At 59.9% G+C, this 19,074-nt stretch carries 21 protein-coding genes; 7 read left to right on the top strand and 14 right to left on the bottom strand.

The window, feature by feature from the left end; translation table 11 throughout:
* Positions 1-66 precede the first annotated feature (66 nt).
* The 4 genes from ABQM86_RS17900 (at position 67) to ABQM86_RS17885 (ending at position 2,261) form a co-directional block, all read left to right on the top strand.
* Positions 67-360, top strand: coding sequence for an AsnC family protein (locus ABQM86_RS17900; RefSeq protein WP_369745164.1), 294 nt, complete (start codon positions 67-69; stop codon positions 358-360).
* A 50-nt stretch (positions 361-410) separates the two neighbouring features.
* Positions 411-1,178, top strand: coding sequence for a nuclease-related domain-containing protein (locus tag ABQM86_RS17895; protein WP_369745163.1), 768 nt, complete (start codon positions 411-413; stop codon positions 1,176-1,178).
* Between the two features lie 159 nt (positions 1,179-1,337).
* Positions 1,338-1,685 (top strand): hypothetical protein, encoded by a 348-nt coding sequence (locus ABQM86_RS17890; RefSeq protein WP_369745162.1) that lies wholly within the window; start codon positions 1,338-1,340, stop codon positions 1,683-1,685.
* Positions 1,686-1,796: 111 nt separating this feature from the next.
* The gene (locus ABQM86_RS17885) at positions 1,797-2,261 is read left to right on the top strand and encodes a hypothetical protein (RefSeq protein ID WP_369745161.1); all 465 of its coding nucleotides are present in this window, start codon (positions 1,797-1,799) and stop codon (positions 2,259-2,261) included.
* A gap of 1,173 nt (positions 2,262-3,434) precedes the next feature.
* Here the strand turns inward: ABQM86_RS17885 and ABQM86_RS17880 are convergent.
* Both ABQM86_RS17880 and ABQM86_RS17875 read right to left on the bottom strand, forming a co-directional pair.
* Complete coding sequence (locus ABQM86_RS17880) at positions 3,435-4,307, bottom strand: SDR family NAD(P)-dependent oxidoreductase (protein ID WP_369745160.1); 873 nt, start codon at positions 4,305-4,307, stop codon at positions 3,435-3,437.
* 29 nt (positions 4,308-4,336) lie between these two features.
* Positions 4,337-5,920 (bottom strand): DHA2 family efflux MFS transporter permease subunit, encoded by a 1,584-nt coding sequence (locus tag ABQM86_RS17875; RefSeq protein ID WP_369745159.1) that lies wholly within the window; start codon positions 5,918-5,920, stop codon positions 4,337-4,339.
* Positions 5,921-5,988: 68 nt separating this feature from the next.
* On the opposite strand from ABQM86_RS17875, the gene ABQM86_RS17870 reads away from it, so the two are divergent.
* Together ABQM86_RS17870 and ABQM86_RS17865 are read left to right on the top strand one after the other, a co-directional pair.
* Positions 5,989-6,456: a MarR family winged helix-turn-helix transcriptional regulator gene (locus ABQM86_RS17870; protein ID WP_369745158.1), complete on the top strand. Its 468-nt coding sequence runs from the start codon at positions 5,989-5,991 to the stop codon at positions 6,454-6,456.
* A gap of 320 nt (positions 6,457-6,776) precedes the next feature.
* Positions 6,777-7,352 (top strand): hypothetical protein, encoded by a 576-nt coding sequence (locus tag ABQM86_RS17865; protein ID WP_369745157.1) that lies wholly within the window; start codon positions 6,777-6,779, stop codon positions 7,350-7,352.
* A gap of 193 nt (positions 7,353-7,545) precedes the next feature.
* On the opposite strand, the gene ABQM86_RS17860 is transcribed toward ABQM86_RS17865, so the two are convergent.
* From ABQM86_RS17860 to ABQM86_RS17845, 4 genes are all read right to left on the bottom strand, one after another.
* The gene (locus ABQM86_RS17860) at positions 7,546-8,151 is read right to left on the bottom strand and encodes a T6SS immunity protein Tdi1 domain-containing protein (protein ID WP_369745156.1); all 606 of its coding nucleotides are present in this window, start codon (positions 8,149-8,151) and stop codon (positions 7,546-7,548) included.
* 101 nt (positions 8,152-8,252) lie between these two features.
* Complete coding sequence (locus ABQM86_RS17855; protein ID WP_369745155.1) at positions 8,253-8,696, bottom strand: hypothetical protein; 444 nt, start codon at positions 8,694-8,696, stop codon at positions 8,253-8,255.
* A 134-nt stretch (positions 8,697-8,830) separates the two neighbouring features.
* A complete protein-coding gene (locus tag ABQM86_RS17850; protein WP_369745154.1) occupies positions 8,831-9,247 on the bottom strand; it encodes a hypothetical protein in 417 nt (138 codons plus the stop codon).
* Between the two features lie 212 nt (positions 9,248-9,459).
* Entirely contained in the window at positions 9,460-10,617 is a 1,158-nt protein-coding gene (locus ABQM86_RS17845) for an IS30 family transposase (protein ID WP_369745153.1), read from the bottom strand.
* A 1,175-nt stretch (positions 10,618-11,792) separates the two neighbouring features.
* Here ABQM86_RS17845 and ABQM86_RS17840 point away from each other — a divergent pair.
* Positions 11,793-12,197, top strand: a complete 405-nt coding sequence (locus ABQM86_RS17840) for a DUF6228 family protein (protein WP_369745152.1) — start codon at positions 11,793-11,795, stop codon at positions 12,195-12,197.
* 110 nt (positions 12,198-12,307) lie between these two features.
* Here ABQM86_RS17840 and ABQM86_RS17835 read toward each other — a convergent pair whose 3' ends face one another.
* The 8 genes from ABQM86_RS17835 to ABQM86_RS17800 form a co-directional block, all read right to left on the bottom strand.
* Positions 12,308-12,844, bottom strand: a complete 537-nt coding sequence (locus ABQM86_RS17835; protein WP_369745151.1) for an RNA 2'-phosphotransferase — start codon at positions 12,842-12,844, stop codon at positions 12,308-12,310.
* 62 nt (positions 12,845-12,906) lie between these two features.
* A complete protein-coding gene (locus ABQM86_RS17830; RefSeq protein ID WP_369745150.1) occupies positions 12,907-13,254 on the bottom strand; it encodes a hypothetical protein in 348 nt (115 codons plus the stop codon).
* A gap of 486 nt (positions 13,255-13,740) precedes the next feature.
* On the bottom strand, positions 13,741-14,388 hold the full coding sequence (locus tag ABQM86_RS17825; protein ID WP_369745149.1) for a hypothetical protein: 648 nt from the start codon (positions 14,386-14,388) through the stop codon (positions 13,741-13,743).
* 257 nt (positions 14,389-14,645) lie between these two features.
* Positions 14,646-15,119 (bottom strand): hypothetical protein, encoded by a 474-nt coding sequence (locus ABQM86_RS17820; protein ID WP_369745148.1) that lies wholly within the window; start codon positions 15,117-15,119, stop codon positions 14,646-14,648.
* Complete coding sequence (locus ABQM86_RS17815; protein WP_369745147.1) at positions 15,116-16,012, bottom strand: phosphotransferase family protein; 897 nt, start codon at positions 16,010-16,012, stop codon at positions 15,116-15,118. The genes ABQM86_RS17820 and ABQM86_RS17815 overlap by 4 nt, the downstream gene beginning before the upstream one ends.
* A gap of 282 nt (positions 16,013-16,294) precedes the next feature.
* Positions 16,295-16,900 (bottom strand): thymidylate kinase, encoded by a 606-nt coding sequence (locus ABQM86_RS17810; RefSeq protein ID WP_369745146.1) that lies wholly within the window; start codon positions 16,898-16,900, stop codon positions 16,295-16,297.
* 65 nt (positions 16,901-16,965) lie between these two features.
* Complete coding sequence (locus tag ABQM86_RS17805; protein WP_369745145.1) at positions 16,966-17,805, bottom strand: enoyl-CoA hydratase/isomerase family protein; 840 nt, start codon at positions 17,803-17,805, stop codon at positions 16,966-16,968.
* Positions 17,802-19,049: a CaiB/BaiF CoA transferase family protein gene (locus ABQM86_RS17800; RefSeq protein WP_369745144.1), complete on the bottom strand. Its 1,248-nt coding sequence runs from the start codon at positions 19,047-19,049 to the stop codon at positions 17,802-17,804. The genes ABQM86_RS17805 and ABQM86_RS17800 overlap by 4 nt, the downstream gene beginning before the upstream one ends.
* Positions 19,050-19,074 lie beyond the last annotated feature (25 nt).

Raw genomic sequence — 19,074 nt, 5'->3', positions numbered from 1 at the left:
GTCATGGCAAGATATAGCGGCGGGCCTACCGTTCATAGGGCGATGAAAGGGCCTCGATTAACAGGTGTGTCCCGGTCGAGCCCACAGGGTTGGAAGGCAGAAGTTGCCACCACGCTGAGGGCCATACAAGAGGTTCGCCAGACGTGCGACAACACTGAACTGGCCACTGTGAAGCACGCACGCAAGGCCGGCCTGTCCTGGGCTGAGATCGCCACCGCTCTAGGCGTTTCCCGCCAAGCGGTGTGGGAGCGGTGGCATGAGATTGACGAGACCCTGCCCAAAAATGATCAGTGGGGACCCTCCGCGCTTAACGACACGGCGTCCGCTGGCTCAGCAGCGACGGATAGCTCATCCGCGTGAAGCAGATGAGGCTCCGGTATGCGGGGGTCTGTCGGCAGTGCAGGACCTCCATGGCGGCCGGGGCGGAAGCAATTTATGAATCCGAAACTAAGACCATCCGTTGCTTGGTCTGTGCCAACGAGGCTGCGGTAGCGCTGTCCTCAGGCTTGGAACCGGATCGCGAGGGCGTAGTGTCAGCTGCAGCCGGGACGGCGGGTTCCTCTGCTCGACGCGAGTATGAGCGCCGCAAGGCCAAAGACCAGGAAAAGTTGCGTGGGAAGTGGGGAAGTTTGGGCCCCCTGGCAGCCGCGTTCTCCGATGAGCGGCCGTCTACTAAGTCCTGGGACCGGGGCGCGACCGGTGAAGAACGGCTGGGTGCTCGGCTAAATGCCTTGGCGTCCGAGGACCTGGCTATCCTCCATGACAGACGCATCCCGGGTTCAAAGGCCAACATCGACCACATCGCCATCACTTCTGGTGGAATCTGGGTGATCGATGCCAAACGGTACAAGGGGCGACCTGAGCTGAAGATCGAGGGTGGCTTCCTTAGGCCACGCGCCGAAAAGCTTCTCATTGGCGGGCGTGAATCCACGAAATTGGTTGATGGCGTGCTCAAACAGCTCGATGTCGTAAAGGACCTGGTCGAGGATGTCCCGATCAATGGCGCGCTGTGCTTCATCGACGCCGACTGGCCACTATTCGGGGGAGCGTTCACGACACGCGGCGTTCAAATACTTTGGCCGAAACGGCTCACCGAAGTACTTGCAGCGCAGACATCCGGTGACGTCGATGTGGTGAGGATGAAGGAGTCATTGGCTTCGACGTTCAGGCCTGCGTAACGGCAGGCTCGCGGCGATCTCAGCGGTCGGTCGGTAGGCCGCTTGTACAGTCTGGCGGTCCCGCCCGAGGAATATCCCCAGGCGGACGCTGGGTAGCGTGACGGACTTCCAGTCAATTGGGATAGTTCCCCCGGCTGGTGGACTGAGGGAGGAACTTCCGTGGTGTCGCAGGATCAAAGACGAGAAGCGCTCTATGACCTCATACGGTTGCGTCGTCCGTTACGCGAGTCGTCGGCTCAATTGTTAATGTTTGAATGGTCCTCTCAGGAGGAGCTAGCCACTGCTTTTGCTCAGGATATCGGCCATGCCCTTGACGAATTCTGGGCAGGGAAAATTAGTGCCGATGATCTTTGCGCATGGGCGGAGGAGCTACAGGGCCGCGAAGATATTGCACTAGATCCCGAGGATCGCGATTTCTTGGCGGATGCACTCTTCCAGCTGTCGACGCCCGAGCTTTGTGGGCCCGCCGATGAGGTGGCCGTTGCCCTTAGGCTGCGGCTGACCTAACGCCCAGGCCCTCAGAGGAGAGCAACAGAGCGTTCGCTAGAGGATCCTCAACCGGGCGACCCTATCGCGTGATGCGTTCGAATCATCCGGTACGTATGTAAGGCTGATCAAATGAAGCTTCAACCGACCCCTGCCCAGGCCATGGCCCTGTTGACCTCCGGGCTGTTGGACGTCAGTGAATTTCCTGACATTGCCGCCCAGTGGTTGGCAGATGGCATGGATTCGGCGAACCTTCGCATGCTTGCCGGCGCCGACAACGAGGATCCAAACGACATCCGCGACTTATGGACGGCAACCCTGAAGGACCTAGAGATCCAGGCCATTCCGTTTGAAATGCGGTGGCCTCAGATCTGGACATACGAATTAGCCACATGGAAAGCTGACCAGCGAACCAGGGGGCAAGTCGTCCGAGACGCCGTTCAATACCTTCGAGCAGTGGACTATGCCGACCGAGACGCCGAGGAAGCGTATGCCCTATGGCAGCTTTGGGACGAGCTCACCAGCAACTACATCCCTCCAAGGACCGAAGCTGAAATCTGGGCGGACGTAGACAGGTACCTCCACAGCTTCGATTGACTTACTTGCGCAACCTCTGCGCTTCGAACAAAAGCCGTACAAGACAGCCGGTATGGAACGGTATGGCGCCCGGATAGGGATCCCTCACCGGGCACTTGCCTGCTCCTGAAAAGGCCGGCGTCTGTCCGGCGTGTAGTCTGAGATCTTCGATTTGGGGGAACATAATGCTTCGGACGTCCATAGCTCAGTCTTTACTTTTTGGAGCAATCCTCGGACTTGTTGGGTGGGTTCTGGCCGTTCCGCTTGGTGGACGCGCCGCTCACCAGGAGTATCGCAATGACGAAGACTTCTACACCCTGCTTACGCTGGCCGGGGGCTTCCTCATACTCCTAGGGTTTAGCCTCTTGCTCCTTGGGCTCGTCCTCATGAGCGTGAGCATTTTCAAGAGAATACGCAAGCAATTTGAGCGAACTCCGAGACCAGAGAAATCCATGGTTGCCCCGAAATGACTCGTCAGCGCGTAGGACGTCTCACGATGCTCGCTCTTGGGATCTTTCTGATCGCGTGGGTCGGCTCCATCCTCTGGACCGCCATAGATGAAGGGGCGGTTCCCTCAGACTCGGCTTTCCAGGTTATCCCTCTGCCAAGCGAAGCGGGGAAGATCTCCACGGGGTGTGGATCGGGCGGCTGTTGGCGGGAAATGTCTGTAGATGTCAGACCCCCTCATACATCACGGTCGCTGGCAGCCGAGATGGGGCTGGCAAAAGAGCGATGCGAGCCCACGAACCTCTGGACATTGCGAAAGACCTGCACCGGGATCTCTAGTGACGCTGGGGGCCTCAAGGTCTACGTGCGCTACTCCGGCATACTTTCCAAGTACTAAGAGTGCCGCTCGGGCAGCCCACTTACCCGTAAGCGAATCCTCTATCGGGCACAACTTCTCAGTGCAGACGACTTCTGACATTCAGTGCAGTCAGCTTCTGAAAACGACAACTCCTGAGCGATGGGGGAGTGTCCCACTAATGGTGTCCCACTTCCAAGGCAGTGGGACAGTGCTTCCTGGCACTCGTCGCACCTGGGTAATCAGCGAATGCCGCAAATCAGAGTTTGAGTCACGTATCCTGTGCTCCTCGGAAGACCTCACCGTCCAGTTGCGTTGGAGCGGACTACGGAACAAGCCTCCCTTCGCCTCGTCTGGCAACAGATCCACGAGCTACGACCCTGCACTGATACTCAGCTCAGGCCAAGCAGCTTCTCCGTGTCGGTCCAGAGCCGGGATTCCCATTCGGGGTCGCCGGCTGGGTGTGCGGGAGTGATTCGTTTGGTATTTCTGGCGGTGAAGTAGCCGCCGTTGGTACCGCTGAACGCGGGGTCGGTGGCTAGTTTGACGATGAGTCCGGCTCCACGGGATGGGTCACCGACGTGCAGGCGGGTGAGAAGTTTCTCCAAAGCGGACGCGAAGCCTAGTTCGCGTCCCAAGCCGGTGACATTGAAACCAGGATCTACACAGTTGGCGGTCACTCCTGTGCCCTCGATGCGGCGCGCCAGTTCCAGTGTGAACATGATGTCGAGGAGTTTGCTCTTCCCGTACAGCGGAGAGGACCCGCGTGCGGTGAAAGGGGCAGTGTCGGTGAGGTCGCCGGGCAGGGATAGGACGCCGTGCCGGCGGGAAGCTTCGGAAGCGACGTTGACGATCCTCGCACCTACCGTTCCGGTAAGCGTAGGCAGCAGTTCCCGGGTGAGAATCCACGGGGCCAGATAGTTCACCGCAACCATTTCCGGGAAGCCCTCCGGGGTGATGCGTTGTTCGAATGCGTGGATACCTGCGTTGTTGATAAGGACGTCGATGTGTTCATAGCGCTGAGCGATTTCCTTCCCTACGCGGGAGACATCGATCACTCGCGTGAGATCAACAAGGAAGACATCCACTTGAGCCCCGGGAGCGGCCTTTTGGATCTCGGCCAGGGTTTGTTCGGCGCGTTCTGCGTTCCGTGCTGTGATTGCCAGCCGTGCGCCTGTCTCCGCCATGTCGAGGGCGGCCAGGCGGCCCAGGCCGCTGGTAGCGCCGGTCAGAACGATAGTGGGTGTGGGATTCGGGCGGAGCATCTTTAGGTTCCGTTCGGTCGTGTGCTGGATTAGCCGGTGGTGAGCGCGTTTGCGCCTGCAGGTGTGACGTCACGGCTGGCGATTCGAGGGCGGACGAGAAGAGCAACGACGGCGCCGAGAACGCAGATACCGGTTGCGAGGAGCAAGGTGATGTTCATTCCCTCCAGGAACGAGTCGTTGGTGAGCTGTCCTATGAGCGCTCCAGTTTCGGGGGAGGATCCGGGCGGTATGGGTGCTATACCTCCGGCGACGGCGGTGCCCCCAAAATCCCTCAGGTTCGCCACCAGTTCTGCGGGGAGACCGGAACGGTCAAGGCGGGTAGAGAAGGACGCCGCCGTGGAAGCAGCCATGATCCCGCCCAGGACGGCGACCCCCAGGGCCGCTCCGAAACGGCTCGCGGTCTGCTGCACCCCCGCTGCTGCCCCTGCCAGTTCAACGGGCGCAATTCCAACGGTGACGTTCACGGTTGAGGTGACGAGAAGGCCAAGACCCAGACCGACCATGGCCAAGCCCAGTGCGACCTGCAGGTACCCGCCATGGACCTGCGCGAACGACATGCTCACCAAGCCGATGGCGAGGAGAAGTGAACCGACTACCAGCGAAAGGCGATCGCCGACTTGGGCGACGACCCGGCCCGATAAAACAGCCGACACCAACATGGCGCCGCCCAGGGGAAGGAGCCACACGCCAACCGTCGTTGCGGGGATGTCCTGAATTTGAAGCCAGAACAGCGAGACCAGGAACAAGCCACCGTTCAACGCGAAGAATGCGAGGACACTCAAGACGGAGCCCGCGCTGAATGAACGTTCGCTGAAAAGAGAAAGTGGGACAAGCGGATCAGCTGTTTTGCGCTCTACAAGGACAAAGACGACGAAGGCCACGATTGAAATCACACAGAGCACGATCGTACTCGGAGCTGTCCAGCCGTTTGCTGGCGCATCAATAAGGGCGTAGACCAAGGTCGTCAGTGCCGTAACCAGGAGAACGGTCCCCCAGTAGTCGAACCGCGCAGTCGTGCGGACCTTAACTTCGCGGAGCAGCAGCAGTCCCAGGACGAGGCAAAGGACGGCGATCGGAACGTTGATATACATTGTCCAGCGCCAACCGAGTGTTTGGACCAAGAGACCGCCTAAAATCGGTCCTGCTGCGACCGACAAGCCCTGGACGGAATTGAAAATACCGATCGCTGTCGGAAGGCGGCGCTCAGGAAAATTCGCACGCAACAACGAGAGGGCGTTAGTCGTCAGAAAACCACCAAAAATACCCTGCACGGCGCGCAGCACAATGATCACCACGACAGGCGAAACCAACCCAATGAATAGGGACGTTAGCCCGAAGCCGGCGATGCCGACAAGGAAAATCCGTCTCCGGCCAAATTTGTCGCCCAGCTTGCCAGCCAGCACGAGTGAACCGGTGAGGCCAAGAAGGTAGGCGGTGGTGATCCACTGCAAGTCGGCAAGACCGACCTGCAGATCCTTAGCGACATCACCGTTGGCAACGGCAAGAATCGTCGTGGAGAGCCCCGGCATCAGGGCCCCGAGCGTGACCGCTACAAGCGCAAACCACCCCGCCCGATCAGTCGGGGGAGACGATGAGACAACAGGCGATGGCATGGACACAAGGGCTCCTCGACGGTCAGATATAGTGGGTATTTGCCAAACATATCTAATATGATGGGGAAATGTCCACTATGTTGAATGAGGCCTCGCCGTCTGCCGATCCTGAGCGTCGGGAAATCCAGCTTGCGCTTGGCGTCGAAATCAACGCGCTGCTCAGCGCCTCCCGCGCCCTGACCGAAAGAACCGCCGCCGCGTTCCACCCCGACCTGCAACCGGCCGCATTCCATCTCGCCCGGTGGCTTTACGCTTACGGGCCCGCGAATCCAAGTACTCTCGCCGAAGCCGTCGCCATGGACCGGAGTTCAACGAGCAATCTCCTGAGGCGTATGAAGGCATTGGGCCTTATAGAAAGCGCACCAGACCCAACCGATCGGCGTGCCGTCAAAGTTTCACTTACCGGCGACGGCGAAAGTCGCGTAGTGGAAGCGCTCGATCTGCGTGGATCAACATTCTTTGATCGAACCAGTAACTGGACCACTGAAGATCTGCAAACCTTCACGGACCTACTGCGGGACTTCAACTCCCGGTAACGCCTATGGCATGTCACGGAAGTTGTCCCAACCGCCGTGTTCCATATTCAAGGAAGTGGGACGGCTGACCGTGTAGCGTTTAGGGCACCCTCACCCGTAGCGGTGCAACGGCGGGGGCGTCGATGCACGTCCGATGCGGCCGGAGATCGACCGGCTTACGGGCGCCGTTCCTTGCATCGGTAGGTTGGCGGATGGATCAAGAAGGCGCGCGGTAGCCAGTGACGACGGCACGGTCATTTCGTCGTGGAGTGAGACTAACCTCTGGTCAGCGGCAGAGGATCGATACAGCTAGACTCTCAGCCCATGGGGACCGGGGAAAAGTGCAGAGCTCGTTGAACATTCCGGTACTGCGCCGGCTGGAGACGGCGTGCCTGGCGCTTGCGGCCATGACGGCCGTGGCGCAACTTGGCGCGATGCTCTTGGTCATCGGCGGGACTGTACTGACCTTCTGGGCCGTCAGCGGCATGCTGCTGGTCGCTTCCGTGACGCTTCGTATGGTCTCCAGTCGGGCAGCTCGCGGCACTGACGTGCCACCGTTTGCAGCGCATGTCCGGCTATTGCGCAGCATCGTGGCCTCTGCGGTGTGCCTCATCTGCCTGGGCGGTGCGTTCAGCGACCTGGGCGCCAGCTACCGCGTTCTGGATCCTCCTGCGGCCAACGGTTGCCGCGCCGTCGCGCGCGAGTTTTCTTTCCTCTTCGCTGGCAGGGGTGACGCGTACGCGGTCAGGTTCGGCTGGATCGGATTGCGCGCGAGCTCGTGGACCACCGACGACGGGTATGAACCGGTCGCCCGCGGCTCGTACACCCTGGACTGGGATGGGAGCGATGGCGTCCTCAATCTCATCGGAGGCATTGACCCGGTATGGCCCGCGGCCCATGCCATCCCATGCAGCTAAAAGGGAAGTCAACACACGGCCCGCACGCTGGCGGGTCCGAGCATTACGCTGCGTACCTCATAAATTCTGATGGATTCGAGCTGGAGCTTGTAGCAACCACCTATGCAATCGTGGCGGACGCGTCCGGTAAGGGATCCCTAACCGGACGCGTGTCAGCAATTGCTCTCGGCTTAGCGAAGTCCCTGCTGAAGCGTCATTCACCGATTTCGATCCCGCTTATCCGCGTGCCAGGAGCGAGATTCATCGTAGCGAGACGGAGCTCGCCCATCAGTGACCAGTAGACTTCCATGTCGCTTACCTCAAGGTTGTGGACGTCGTCTTCGCCGCCTAGAAAAAGAGGTATTTTGTAGCCGACGCACTGATCGAAAGCCAAGTCTGCGGGGTTCTCAGACTTCCATTCGTTGAAGAAGCTCACACAGAGGCTTGGTTCCGGATCCCGTACCAACTCGTCGTCGTGATAGGTCGAGAATCTCCTTGGGACCTCTAGCGCCTCACCCGTTCCCGGTTCCAGGAGAAGGATCTCGGGATCAACGTCACCACTTCGCAGGTCAAGGACAAACTGTCGGCCCAACCAATCGAACCCGAAAGGAATTAGTGGAAAACCGAACTCCGGGTAGACCTCGGCCACCATTGTCGACGCCTTGCGAAATGATGCCGTTGAATGCACCCGGTACAGGCCGCCATTGAAGGTGCAGCCGCCATAGCGGCCGAATAAGTAGGCGACGTTGTTCCCCGCGCTCTCCGGAGACTCGGGGATTCCATCCGTGACGTCGAACCTGCTACCGAAGATCTCAAGCATGGCAACATCATGCCTCACAAATTAAGTGAACGGTCCAAGCCCGGGCCCCTAGCCGGTTGTGCCACTGCACTTAAGCCGATCCTCTACCGGGCGGCGCCCCTTCAACTCAGTAAGAACTGGTCCGTTGCAGTGGCGTAGCGAACGACTGGCGCGCCGCTCGAACCTTCGTCTCTAATCACAACATCTCGATGAAGCGTGCTTCCGAGCTTCCTGATCAGGTGGGCTACGCCGTCTACTCTTGCCTGGTTGACGAGTTCCCGGAGGTCGAAGTCAAATATCACAGCGTCCGGACCGGGAAAGAAGTTGACGCGTACTCCATCCACGGGCCACACGGCAAAGCTCTCGAATTCGGCAAGACCGTGACTGTTGGGCGGCAGAGGTGAATGGCCATCACTGGTTGTCACTCGCCAGCCGCTGCGGTGCAGCATCGCTAACACTTCATCCCAGTCGTGTTCGGCACTCCCGAGTACCTCGCCATCAGGGAGCACGCCGGGGTCGTCCCCGAAGGCCCTATGGAAGTGCGTCCAGTCAACATCCGATGTCATGGGCACAATCATCGCTCAGATCGTGTAGGCGTCGTGGAATTGCTCTGTTGGCCGACTCGAAGCGACGTCCGTAAGCCGATCCCCATGCGGCTCTTGGACGCTCGGTGGACCACCGCCTCACGGGCGGCCCGGAGCTATGTACGCCCACGAAAGGGCAGCGACGCGTTTACCGCGAGAAAAGTAAGGACGAAGCACCCGGCCGTGAGTAGGCCCGAATGGGGAGTGGTTACGTCAAAGGGAATTCCGTCGATTACGCCAACTTGGCGCTCCGGTACATTGAAGCCGGAAATCAGGAGCCCTGCTCCGGCTGCCGCAATGAGAATGTACACCCGCCAGTTTCCCAGCCACCACCGGCTCAGCCGGCGGTTCAGGCGAACAGGAAGGCCAAGCGCCACGCCTGCCCCCATCACGAAAATGGGTCCGATCATCAGGAAAATGACGGTGCCAAGGAACTCATATCCAGGGCTCGCGGCCATCATGCAGACGAACCACAGAACGGTAAGGAATGGATACGCGATGGCCAATTGACTGATCGGGGCGATATCAGGCATGTCTTGTGGTCGTACCCAAGCGCGCGGCGGCTCCGCTTGCGCTTCCACGTTCACTCGCGACCGTGGATCTGAGTCTGTTTGTTCCCCCATCCCGCCATTATGCCGGAGAAAAGTCCCCGTCGCTCAGCGCTGGTGTGGCCTTTAAGGATGGCAGATAGCGTCTCGACTCAAGGACAGCCGCCGCCCGTAAGAGGATCGGCGGATTCAGGCGGTTATTGCAACAGGAGTCCTTCGATCAGTTCGATCGGATTTCTGAACTCTAGTCTTTTGCGTGGCCGGTCGTTGAGTTCCTGTGCGACCCAGTCGAGGTCTTCGGCGCTGTGGATGCTCAGGTCGGTGCCTTTGGGGAAGTACTGGCGCAAGAGGCCATTGGTGTTTTCGTTGATGCCGCGTTGCCAGGGTGAGTGCGGGTCGCAGAAGTAGATGTCGATGCCGGTGTCTATTTTCACGGTCTTCCAGTCCTGCATTTCGATGCGCTGGTCCCAGGTCAGGGAATGCCGCAGCGCCTCGGGGAGCGTCTTGATCTTCGCTGCCAGGGCCTCTCGCATTTGTTCTGCTTTGTATCCATCGGGCAGATGAACGAGCATCGTGTAGTTGGTGGTTCTCTCCACGAGGGTCCCGATGGCGGATTGGTTGCCTTTGCCGATGATGAGGTCGCCCTCCCAATGCCCTGGCACAGCGCGGTCCTGAACCTCTGGGGGACGTTCGGAGATATTGATCATCCCGGGGATCCGGTTCTTCCGCTGGCCGGCCTTCCTGCAGGGCTGCCTGAGGGCACGTCCTGTGCGTAAACACGCGGCCAGATCACGGTTCAGTGCTCCGCGGGACTGAACGTAGAGGGACTGGTAAATGGTCTCAGGTGACACCCGCATCTGCGGCTCATCGGGAAACTCAACCCGCAGGCGACCTGCGATCTGCTCAGGCGAGTACTTCTTTTTCAGGTCCTCTCCCACCTTCGCACGCAACACCATGTTCGTGTGCAGTTTCGCCGGTTTCGGCCGCGAAGCCCGCTCATACGCCAGCGCGTGAGCCGACGTCGCCCGGTAGGGCAGCCCTGGTACTGAATTGCGCCGCAGCTCCCTGGACACGGTCGAGGCAGACCGGTCGATCACGGCCCCGATCCGGCGCAGCAAGTGTCCCTGGGCGCGCAGTACCGCGATCTCTTCACGCTGGGCGAAGGTCAGGCATCTGCCCTTCAAATCCCGGCCGCGCCGAGGCCTGACACCCCCGGCCTCGGCCAAGACCCGGCGCCCTGTCCGCCTGTTCGAATTGATCGGCACAACGGCGTCAGTGATGAAATCACCAGCCTGCATCCCGGCCCAAAACAGCTGCAGAAGATCCGGTCTTACATAAATTGAATACCTCGCCATGACAACACCCATCCGCTAAGTGTTGCAATCACCGCAAGAACCCAAGGATCGGCTTACGGGCGGTCGTGTCCAGTCGCCGGACTGACTGGCTGGAAAGCCTTGGGCGCTACAGTGTGCCCATGAATCCGACTAATACCTTGGCGCTTGGAATCAACCTGCATCTTTTTAAGAGCGGGGGCCGACAGAGTCCCCTTCCAAGCGGTCACTCTCCCGGAAGTCGGTTCATCTATCGGCCGAATTGGGGTCTTCCGGGTTGGGCAGACGGTGAGCAGACGGCTGCGCCGGTGCTCGGATTTTCCAGACAGAACATCAGCCCCGGGGAATCCAGCCGCGCCGTGATAGTTCCGCTTTTTCCCGAGGAAGCACCCGCCTGGTTCACAATACGAATAGGCGAGGAACTACGACTGTACGAGGGCCTTCGAGTCTGCGGGAGAGGCACCGTCATTTGGACAGAACCGACGACGTCGCCGCTACAGACTGAGGAAGAAGAACTGTTCGCTGCGTGGCTCACTGCCCCACCTAACGAAGACGGACACATCGTCGCTCGCCTGTAGTCTGGAAACCTTGCGGTCTAGCCGTCTCAACATGTTACTGAAGATTGAGGATTCGAAGATGGTCCATCCTGTCGCACATAGGACAGCAGGCAGTGTCCCCCAGGTTCTTCGAACATCAAGTTACCTCTGGCTGGCAAGCGCAATCCTGGCTTGCATTCAGCCCGTCATCTTTCTTGTCACGCGGGAAGCAAGCGTCATTGTTCTGCTCGTTGGCGGTCTGTTCCTGCTTCTATTTACGGTTATTCAGGTCCGGTCAGCATTGGGACTCCTGAGAGGTAAACGCTGGGCGAGGGTAGTTCTTTCAATCTTGGCTGTTTTGGCACTCGGAGGAGTTTTCAATCTCGTCCTGACGCCTCTCACAGTAGGGGTCCTGATCTTGTCGATTGCTGGTTCCGTGCTGATGTGGATGCCAGCATCCAGCGGATACATCCGACAGTGTGGCCCCTCCGGCGACGACGCCCCAGCTCGCGAGTCCCAGCTCTAGAACTCGTAGAGCGGTGTCTTCGTTCCTCCACTTGGCCTCAATGTCCGGTAAGGGATCCCTTACCGGGCACCTCGAAGGAGATTTGGAACAAAACATCTATGATCCCTCTATGACGGTTCCTGGCCTTTCTGCAGCTTATGAGTGAAATAGTCATCGGTCACAAGGGGACCCTCCACCTCCGCGTCGACGAGGAAGATCGAGGCCCTGACGGAACAGCCGCTTACCTCACGGTCACGGCAGATCTTGACTGCCTTCACGCCGAAAAAAAGATCTACGACGTCGACGGCTTCCGGCACCTTCTTTCCTACTTTGAAGAACTTGAAACCAACTGGCGCGGGTGGGATGACCTCAAAGAATTTAAGTCCTTGGAGCACGACTTCCGGCTCTCCGCTAAACACATCGGATACTTACGTGTCTTCATTGAGCTGGACGCCTTTGACCGGCTGGACCCGTGGGCCGCCAAAGGTGAGTTCGTTTTAGATCCCGGCGAGGAGCTGACTGCTGCCGTCGAAGCACTTAGAACCTTCCTGGGAGCGCGGTAGAGGATCCTTTACCGGACGATGGTTGAGCAGCCGAGGAAGCACGGAAGAAACGTGGCGCAGCTGTCATGCTCGGTTGGTAGACAGTCCTGAACTTTGGGCAGGGAGTCCACTCAGCCAGCCCGATCAATGCGGATGAACTCAGCAGGAACATCCTTGGCAAGCCACACCGAACCGCTTCCGCGGTAGAAAGCAATGTCCGAAGCTAGAGCGGCGACCGTATCGATGGTCAGAATCACTGGATGTTTACTTTTACGGTTTCCGACTCGCACTGCGGTTTCAGCGTCTGCCGACATGTGCACATACTGTCTGCTCATCGGCTGGAGGCCACCACTGAAGATCGACCCGATACTTTCAGGTGACGTGCCATGAAAAAGTTCTGCTGGAGGGGTAGCCGCAGCCAAGGTAATTGCGCCCTGCGTGCTGTGCCCATAGAAGGCGCGAATCCGGTCACCCTGTATCTCGTGTCGCGGCTTTGCCGCGGAGTCGATCATCATCTGCAGGTCAGTCAGAGTTAGGTCAGACCACTCCGGAACTTCCTTGCGCAGTGCCTCTAGCAAGTTGTCTGCGGAGGTCCAGCCGTGCTCGTCTAGTTCAAGTTCGAACAGCCACGGCTCGTGTCGAAGCGCCCGCGATACGGCTTTGCTCAATCTCGTAAGACCAATCGCACGGGCTCTGATCTCGTCTCTGGGACCCATATAGGTACAGTTCGCTAAAACTCGATCAGGTCATCGACCGCGGAGTGCAGCCACTTGTTGAAGTCTTGGAATTCGCCCCTGGCTTCCCACCCCGGCGACGCCCAGTCGTGTACCAAAGACACTTTGCCCGTATCCATGTCGAAGCAGACGCAGTCATCATTGTCTTGACGTTTTGCGAAGAGCACCAAATGCCGAGTTGGGTACCGACCGCGCATCCCTTCTTGAAGGGCGCGCAGATGATCGCCAGTGAGTATCCACCACGGCTCCAGTTCGAAGAGTTCCAATTCCACGAGCCGAAGAAGCCCGCGGGGATAGGTGAATCCCTCCGGCAGTTCTTCAGCTGTGAAAAGCAGCTCACTCATTGGTCCTCCGAACGCGACTTTGGCCTGCACAAACACTACCCCGTGGGCACCAGACAGCTTCAGCCACAAGGAGCGTACTTTCACCGAATCAACACCATCCATATCGAGGGGGCATTGCGCAGTCCTTATTGCAGGATTCATGATATGCGAGTTCGGAACTTCCCCGGTTTTTCTACTCTGCTACGTAGGGGAGGGTCTTCATCAGCCGGGCAAGCTCAGCCTGAACGCGGCGGACTTCTTGGGACTGAAACCCAACACGGGTGTGGAACTCCCATTCGTCGAGAGCTTCCAGGGTCTCCCGCAGAGACGACCAAAAAATTTCAAGCTCATCTACGTCAGCGTCAGCCTGACGTCCCCTACGGGTACCACCTCAGGATCAAATTCCAGCTGCATAGCTCACTTCCAAAAGCTTTCCCACACACATACCCCGTCGGCTTTGGAAGTCCGCGGTTGCTTGCCTGTAGCTTGGCCACCGTAGTTCATCCTTCACGAGTAGTTCTCGGGCATAAGGGCTAGAGGGATCCGAAGGGACTCAACTAGCACGTTGGGCCTCCCATTAAAGAGCAGGGAAAAGACCACCTCGTCGCCATCAACAGTGCGGGAGTGGGCCATGACTGTCAGCTGTGAACCATCGCGCAGGTCAACAATCCACAGCTCGGGTTCCATCGCAAGCTCCAGAGCATCGTGAACAACACGAACACCAGGTGACAAGTATTCGAAATTAGCTCCAGTTCCATTTGCCCCCTCAAGGCTGCGCACCTGGGAATCTGGTATGCCCGGTTCTTCGTCCCAGGCGAAGCTTCGAATGTGCCACTCGCCCCCGACTTCCAGACGATCGGCCAGAGCGCCCGGAGGCAACTTCGCCATCTCGGCAAGCGTCGGGTCAAGCCGCGTCAAGTGGTTGATGTGTGCAGCGACTGCTCCACCAGGGGTGTTTGGGTCATCAACTCCATCAGCAAAGCCCCATCCGTTGTCTGGATCATGAAGGACTTGAAGAACAGGTCGCTCGCCGGAAAGGACCGACTTCATGACCACAGCACCTAGGCCTTCGGGAAAGCGGTCATCCGGAAACGGCCAAGGCATCTCCCGGTGCATCTCAACATTGTGGGACATAGAGCCATTGTCCTCGATCACCAGGGGCACCTACGACACATCACGCCGCCCGTAAGCCGGTCCTCTACCGGCCGCTCGTCACTCCTGAGAAGCTCCAAGCCGAATCCCAGTAGCTCCAGGGGTTCCCGGATTCCCGTAAGACCCGCCCGCAAAATTGCCCGGTGAAGGGGCCCTAAACGCTACACGTCCACGTTGAATGTAGAGGTGCTCTTCGAGCTGGCCCTCTACCGTGTATGTTCATCGAAACTGTTGCCACGATGGTGGTAAACCACGTGCCGTTAGATGTCCTTCAGCTTGCCGGCGTGGGCGAGGACGGACGCGGCTGTGGACTCCGGGTCCGGCGTGGAGATCAGCCAGGTGCGGCCGGGGGTCTCCAAGACGATTGCCGGGCCGCCGACCAGCAGCCCCCACGTTCGCTGGCCCAAGTACCGGACGCCGAAGCCTTCGGTCATTGAACTGGACGGCGCCGGGGAGGCATCGACGACGTCCTCCAGCGGGATCGCCCTCGAATAGAACGGCCGGCATCTGACGGTCAGGCTCTGCTCCGTGGCTTCAACGGTCACCCTGATGCGGAGTACCGAAACTGTCAGGAGCGCAATGACCGCCACCAGCCCTCCGCTGATCAGCAGTACACCGCTGGGAATGGAGGTCACAATGATGAAGACGCACAGCATGCCCACCACACTTGCGATGACCTTCTGGAAGCCGCGACTGATCCGGGCCTCTGAAATCAGCGTTGATTTCCCGTTCACAGGTCACGCACCAGTGCCCGCGCGCGGGATAGAAAGTGCTCGCGCACTTCAGGATCCGGGGCAACGGTGTCGAAGACTCCCGCGAGCATCACCGCAGCGTCAAGAGTGTAGATGGGCCAGGACGGGCTTCCGACGTCGATGCTCCCGCCACCTTTGGAGTAGCCGCTCAGGAAGGCCGTATAGTCGATGCCATTTTCCCTGATGACGGAGTACTCACTGATCCGTGCGATTTCCAGTTCTGGAGGTGCTGCGAGGGCGTTGCTCCAGTCGAAGATCGCAAGCGGCTGACCGTTGTGGACCCTGACATTTTGGCGCCGAAGATCCATATGGGTGAGGCAAGGCTTGCTGGAGTTACGTTCGAGTGTTGCCTGCAGAGTTGCTGAGGGAGGCAGGCTTGGGAGCGAATGGCGGATCCGAAGACGCGTGTATCGTTCCTCCAGCCGGTCAACGAGCCGGGCATCCCAAGGCTTTCCTGCTTGGGCAACCAAAGGAAGGCCTGGAACTGGCAGACGGTGCATAGAGGCGATAACCGATCCAAGTGCCGTGCCATCCAGATCGGAACCGTCGTCGTCTACGACTTCCAGAATTAGTACGGGGAAGCCGTCCTGCATCACAAGATCAATGGCGGCGGCGCTGGGGATGCCGCTGTCCGAAGCCCAGCGGGCCAAGGCCATTTCCTGACGTTGTAGGGTCTCGGCCGAGACACCCTTGTTGTTCGCCGTGTTGAATTCACGCGAACGGGGAATCCGATAGCCCTCACGAACTAAGCCACCGGCGGCTTCATAAAAGAGGAACTCGGTCCCGGCTCCTCCCCACGACACCGAACCGGCACCCCGGCGGGCGGCGACTGCAAAGGCGATGTCCGTCGTCGTGCGTTCAGCGGACTGACTCAAGAGCGGCCCTGGCCCGCTTCGGCGGCGTTATCGGGTGACTGAGTCACAGGGGTTCCCCGCCGCGTCCGAATCCACCGGTCAAGAAAAACGGCGAGGGCGGCCACAACACCACCCAATGCCAAGGATGGCAGTGGCCCCAGCGTCGACAAAAAAACAAGGTACGTTCCGAATCCGAACACGAAGATCAGCAGGCTACGTCTGGTTTTAACGCTCATCAATTCCCCCCAAGGAACGCCGTAGTTGGCTTGGGGCGAGCCTATCCGTCGTGAGCCGGGGAGCAAGTCAAGCCGTGGCTTGGTGGGGTCGGGGGACCGCAGCTTCCCCGCCGGCGGCGATCACCCGGTTCAGCTGGGCAAACACCTGCTCCGGATTCCCGCCTGCGTCCACCACCTCAAAGTCGTCAAACTCGGGCAGCGAACGGTATGCGGCGCGGAAAGCCTCAAGGTCAGCCAGTGTTTCGTTGTCAGTCCCGCGTGCCGTGACCCGTTGGTGGGCGAGACGGGGGTCGACGTCGAAATGGACTGAGAGGTCCGGCGCTGGGAGCTTTCCCAGCAGCCACGGAAGCAGCCGGCCGCGGACTAAACCATTGGCCTGACGCAGTGCGAGCTGGCAGTGCAGGTGACGGTCCATCACCACCAGGCCGTCGAACTTGTGGGCGCGCGCATGGTTGAGAAGCACGTTGAACAACCTGACGCCGGTTTCAATGACGTCGGCTGGCCGCGGTGGCAATTTCCAGCCAAACCGCTCGGACACCAGCGACATACGGCGCCGGGCGGCGTGGTTGCTGAGCAGCAGCGCATTCCGCCCCTCGGCGCGGGCAGAATCGACCAAGGCGCGGGCCGCCGTCGTTTTTCCCGAACCGTCAATTCCAGTCAGAACAATGAGCATGAGGCCTCCCCTCGTCTCCTTACCAACGAAGGGAGGTGCCGTCTTGTGCCGTGATGCGGCGTGAGTCAGCCCACAGGCCGCCACGTGAACCGGGGCTGCTCGCGGTCCAGGAACGCTTTGATGCCGATCTCCATGTCCGGGCTGTCCGGCATCGCCGCCCATGCCTCCGCCCACTCCTGGTCAATGACCGCCAGGCCGGAACCGGCGTCAGTCAAGTCCATCAGCCGCTTCATCGAATGCATGGAGAACTGCGAACGGCTCCGGAGCGTATTGATCAGTGCTGCGCACTTCTCCTCAAAGAACTCGGAAGGCACGACGTCGGCCACCAGGCCGAGCGCGCGGGCTTCAGTGGCGCTGAACGTCTGTCCGGTGAGGAGGATGTACTTGGCGTTGGCGTGACCCACCAGGCGGACAAGCCTTTCGATGCCCGGTCGCGGGTAGATGATACCGATCTTGGCCGGCGTCAGTCCGATGACTGCCCGTTCGTTGGCGATGATGAAGTCGCAGGCGGAAGCGATCTGCCAGCCGCCACCCATGCAGGCGCCATCGACCAGCGCCACCGCGGGCTTGGCGAGGGAAGCGATGGCAGAGTCTGCGGCGCTGAGGTGATCTACCGTGGAACCGTCCTCTTGCAGATCGATCAGGACGGAAGCGAGTTCGCTGATGGCGGCCCCGGCACAGAACGTGTTCCCAGCGCCGCGCAGCACCACCACGGCAACGTCAGGATCGGCGTCCAACTGCGGCATCAGTTCCTGGATCTCCAGGCACATGGCCCGGGTCAGGGCATTCCGCTGGGCAAGGTTGCAGATTTCCACCGTTGCCACGCCGTCAGATATCGCGACGGCGATGCCGCCGGCACGGGAAACCTCGGGACGGGCAGTGTCTGCCGGGGATACTACGGTCATCGCTGCGCTCCCATAGTTTCCGGAACCAGGACGGAAGCCGGCACGCAGAGGAGGCGACCCTCGCGCTCAAGCCGGGTGACGTCGTCGTGCGTCATTCCACGTTCCATGAGTATTTGGGCGGTGTGCTCGCCGAGCAGCGGCGGGGGAGCCAGGATTTCGCTGGCCTCGCCGTCCAGGCTGAGCGGGCCGCGGAGCAGGGGGAGTTCGGACCCATCACGACGCCTGCTGTGCTGGACGAGTCCCAGGGCGGCGACCTGGTCCGAGGCCAGTGCCTGGGTGTAGTTGTAGATGGGGCCGCACGGGATCCCGGCCGCGCTGATCAGCGGAACCCATTCGGCTGCCGGCTTCGCGGATAGGGCAGCTTCAATGAGCTCCGTCAACTGATCCCTGTTGGCCGAGCGGTCCGCGCCGGTGACGAAACGGGGATCCTCCACGGCGGTGGGCATCCCGAGCAGTCCACAGAACGCGCGCCATTGTTTGTCGCTGCCCACGGCGATGTTGATGGATTCCGTGGCCGTGGCGAACATGCCGTAGGGGGCGATGACTGGGTGGTTGTTGCCCTGCGGTGTGGGTGCTTCACCGAGACTGAGCGCCTTCTGCCCCTGGAATGCGGACAGATTCAGGGCCGTCTCCAGCAGGGAGGTGGACACGCGGCCGGGGCGCTCGCCATTTCGGGATCCCAGGAGCGCTGACACTATCCCGAAGGCGCAGACCATCCCGGAAGTGATGTCCACGATTGGTATGCCGACCCGGTAGGCCTCGCCGGGGCCGGGACCTGGGCCAGGCCCCGTGACGGACATCAGCCCTGACATTCCCTGGACGACCTGGTCCAGTCCGGCGTCGTCCTTGAGCGGGCCGGTGTTGCCGAAGCCAGTGACGGATCCAACCACGAGCCCCGGGTTCAGCTCTTCAAGCCGGGATGCTGTGAAGCCCATTTTTTCCAAAGTGCCGGGCTTGAAGTTTTCCACCAGGACATCCGCATCGGCAATCAAACCGGAGAGAATTTCACGACCTTCCACTGAATAGAAGTCCAAGCACACGGAGGCTTTGTTGCGGTTGACGGAGTCGAAATAGAGGCTGTGACCATCCTGGAACGGCGGCCATTGGCGGGCTGTGTCGCCACCATTGACGCTTTCGACTTTGATGATCCGGGCGCCCATGTCGGCAAGGAGTGCGGTGCAATAGGGGCCGGCGAGGGCCCGGCTGAGGTCGATCACGGTGATTCCGCGGAGTGGTTTGAGCATGATTGCTGTCCTAACTTTGAGACGG

This window comes from Paenarthrobacter sp. AMU7 (genome assembly GCF_041200195.1).
Classification (GTDB): Bacteria; Actinomycetota; Actinomycetes; order Actinomycetales; family Micrococcaceae; genus Arthrobacter.
Note: the sequence above shows the minus strand (reverse complement) of the source record. Positions and strands in the feature narration are given on the sequence as shown.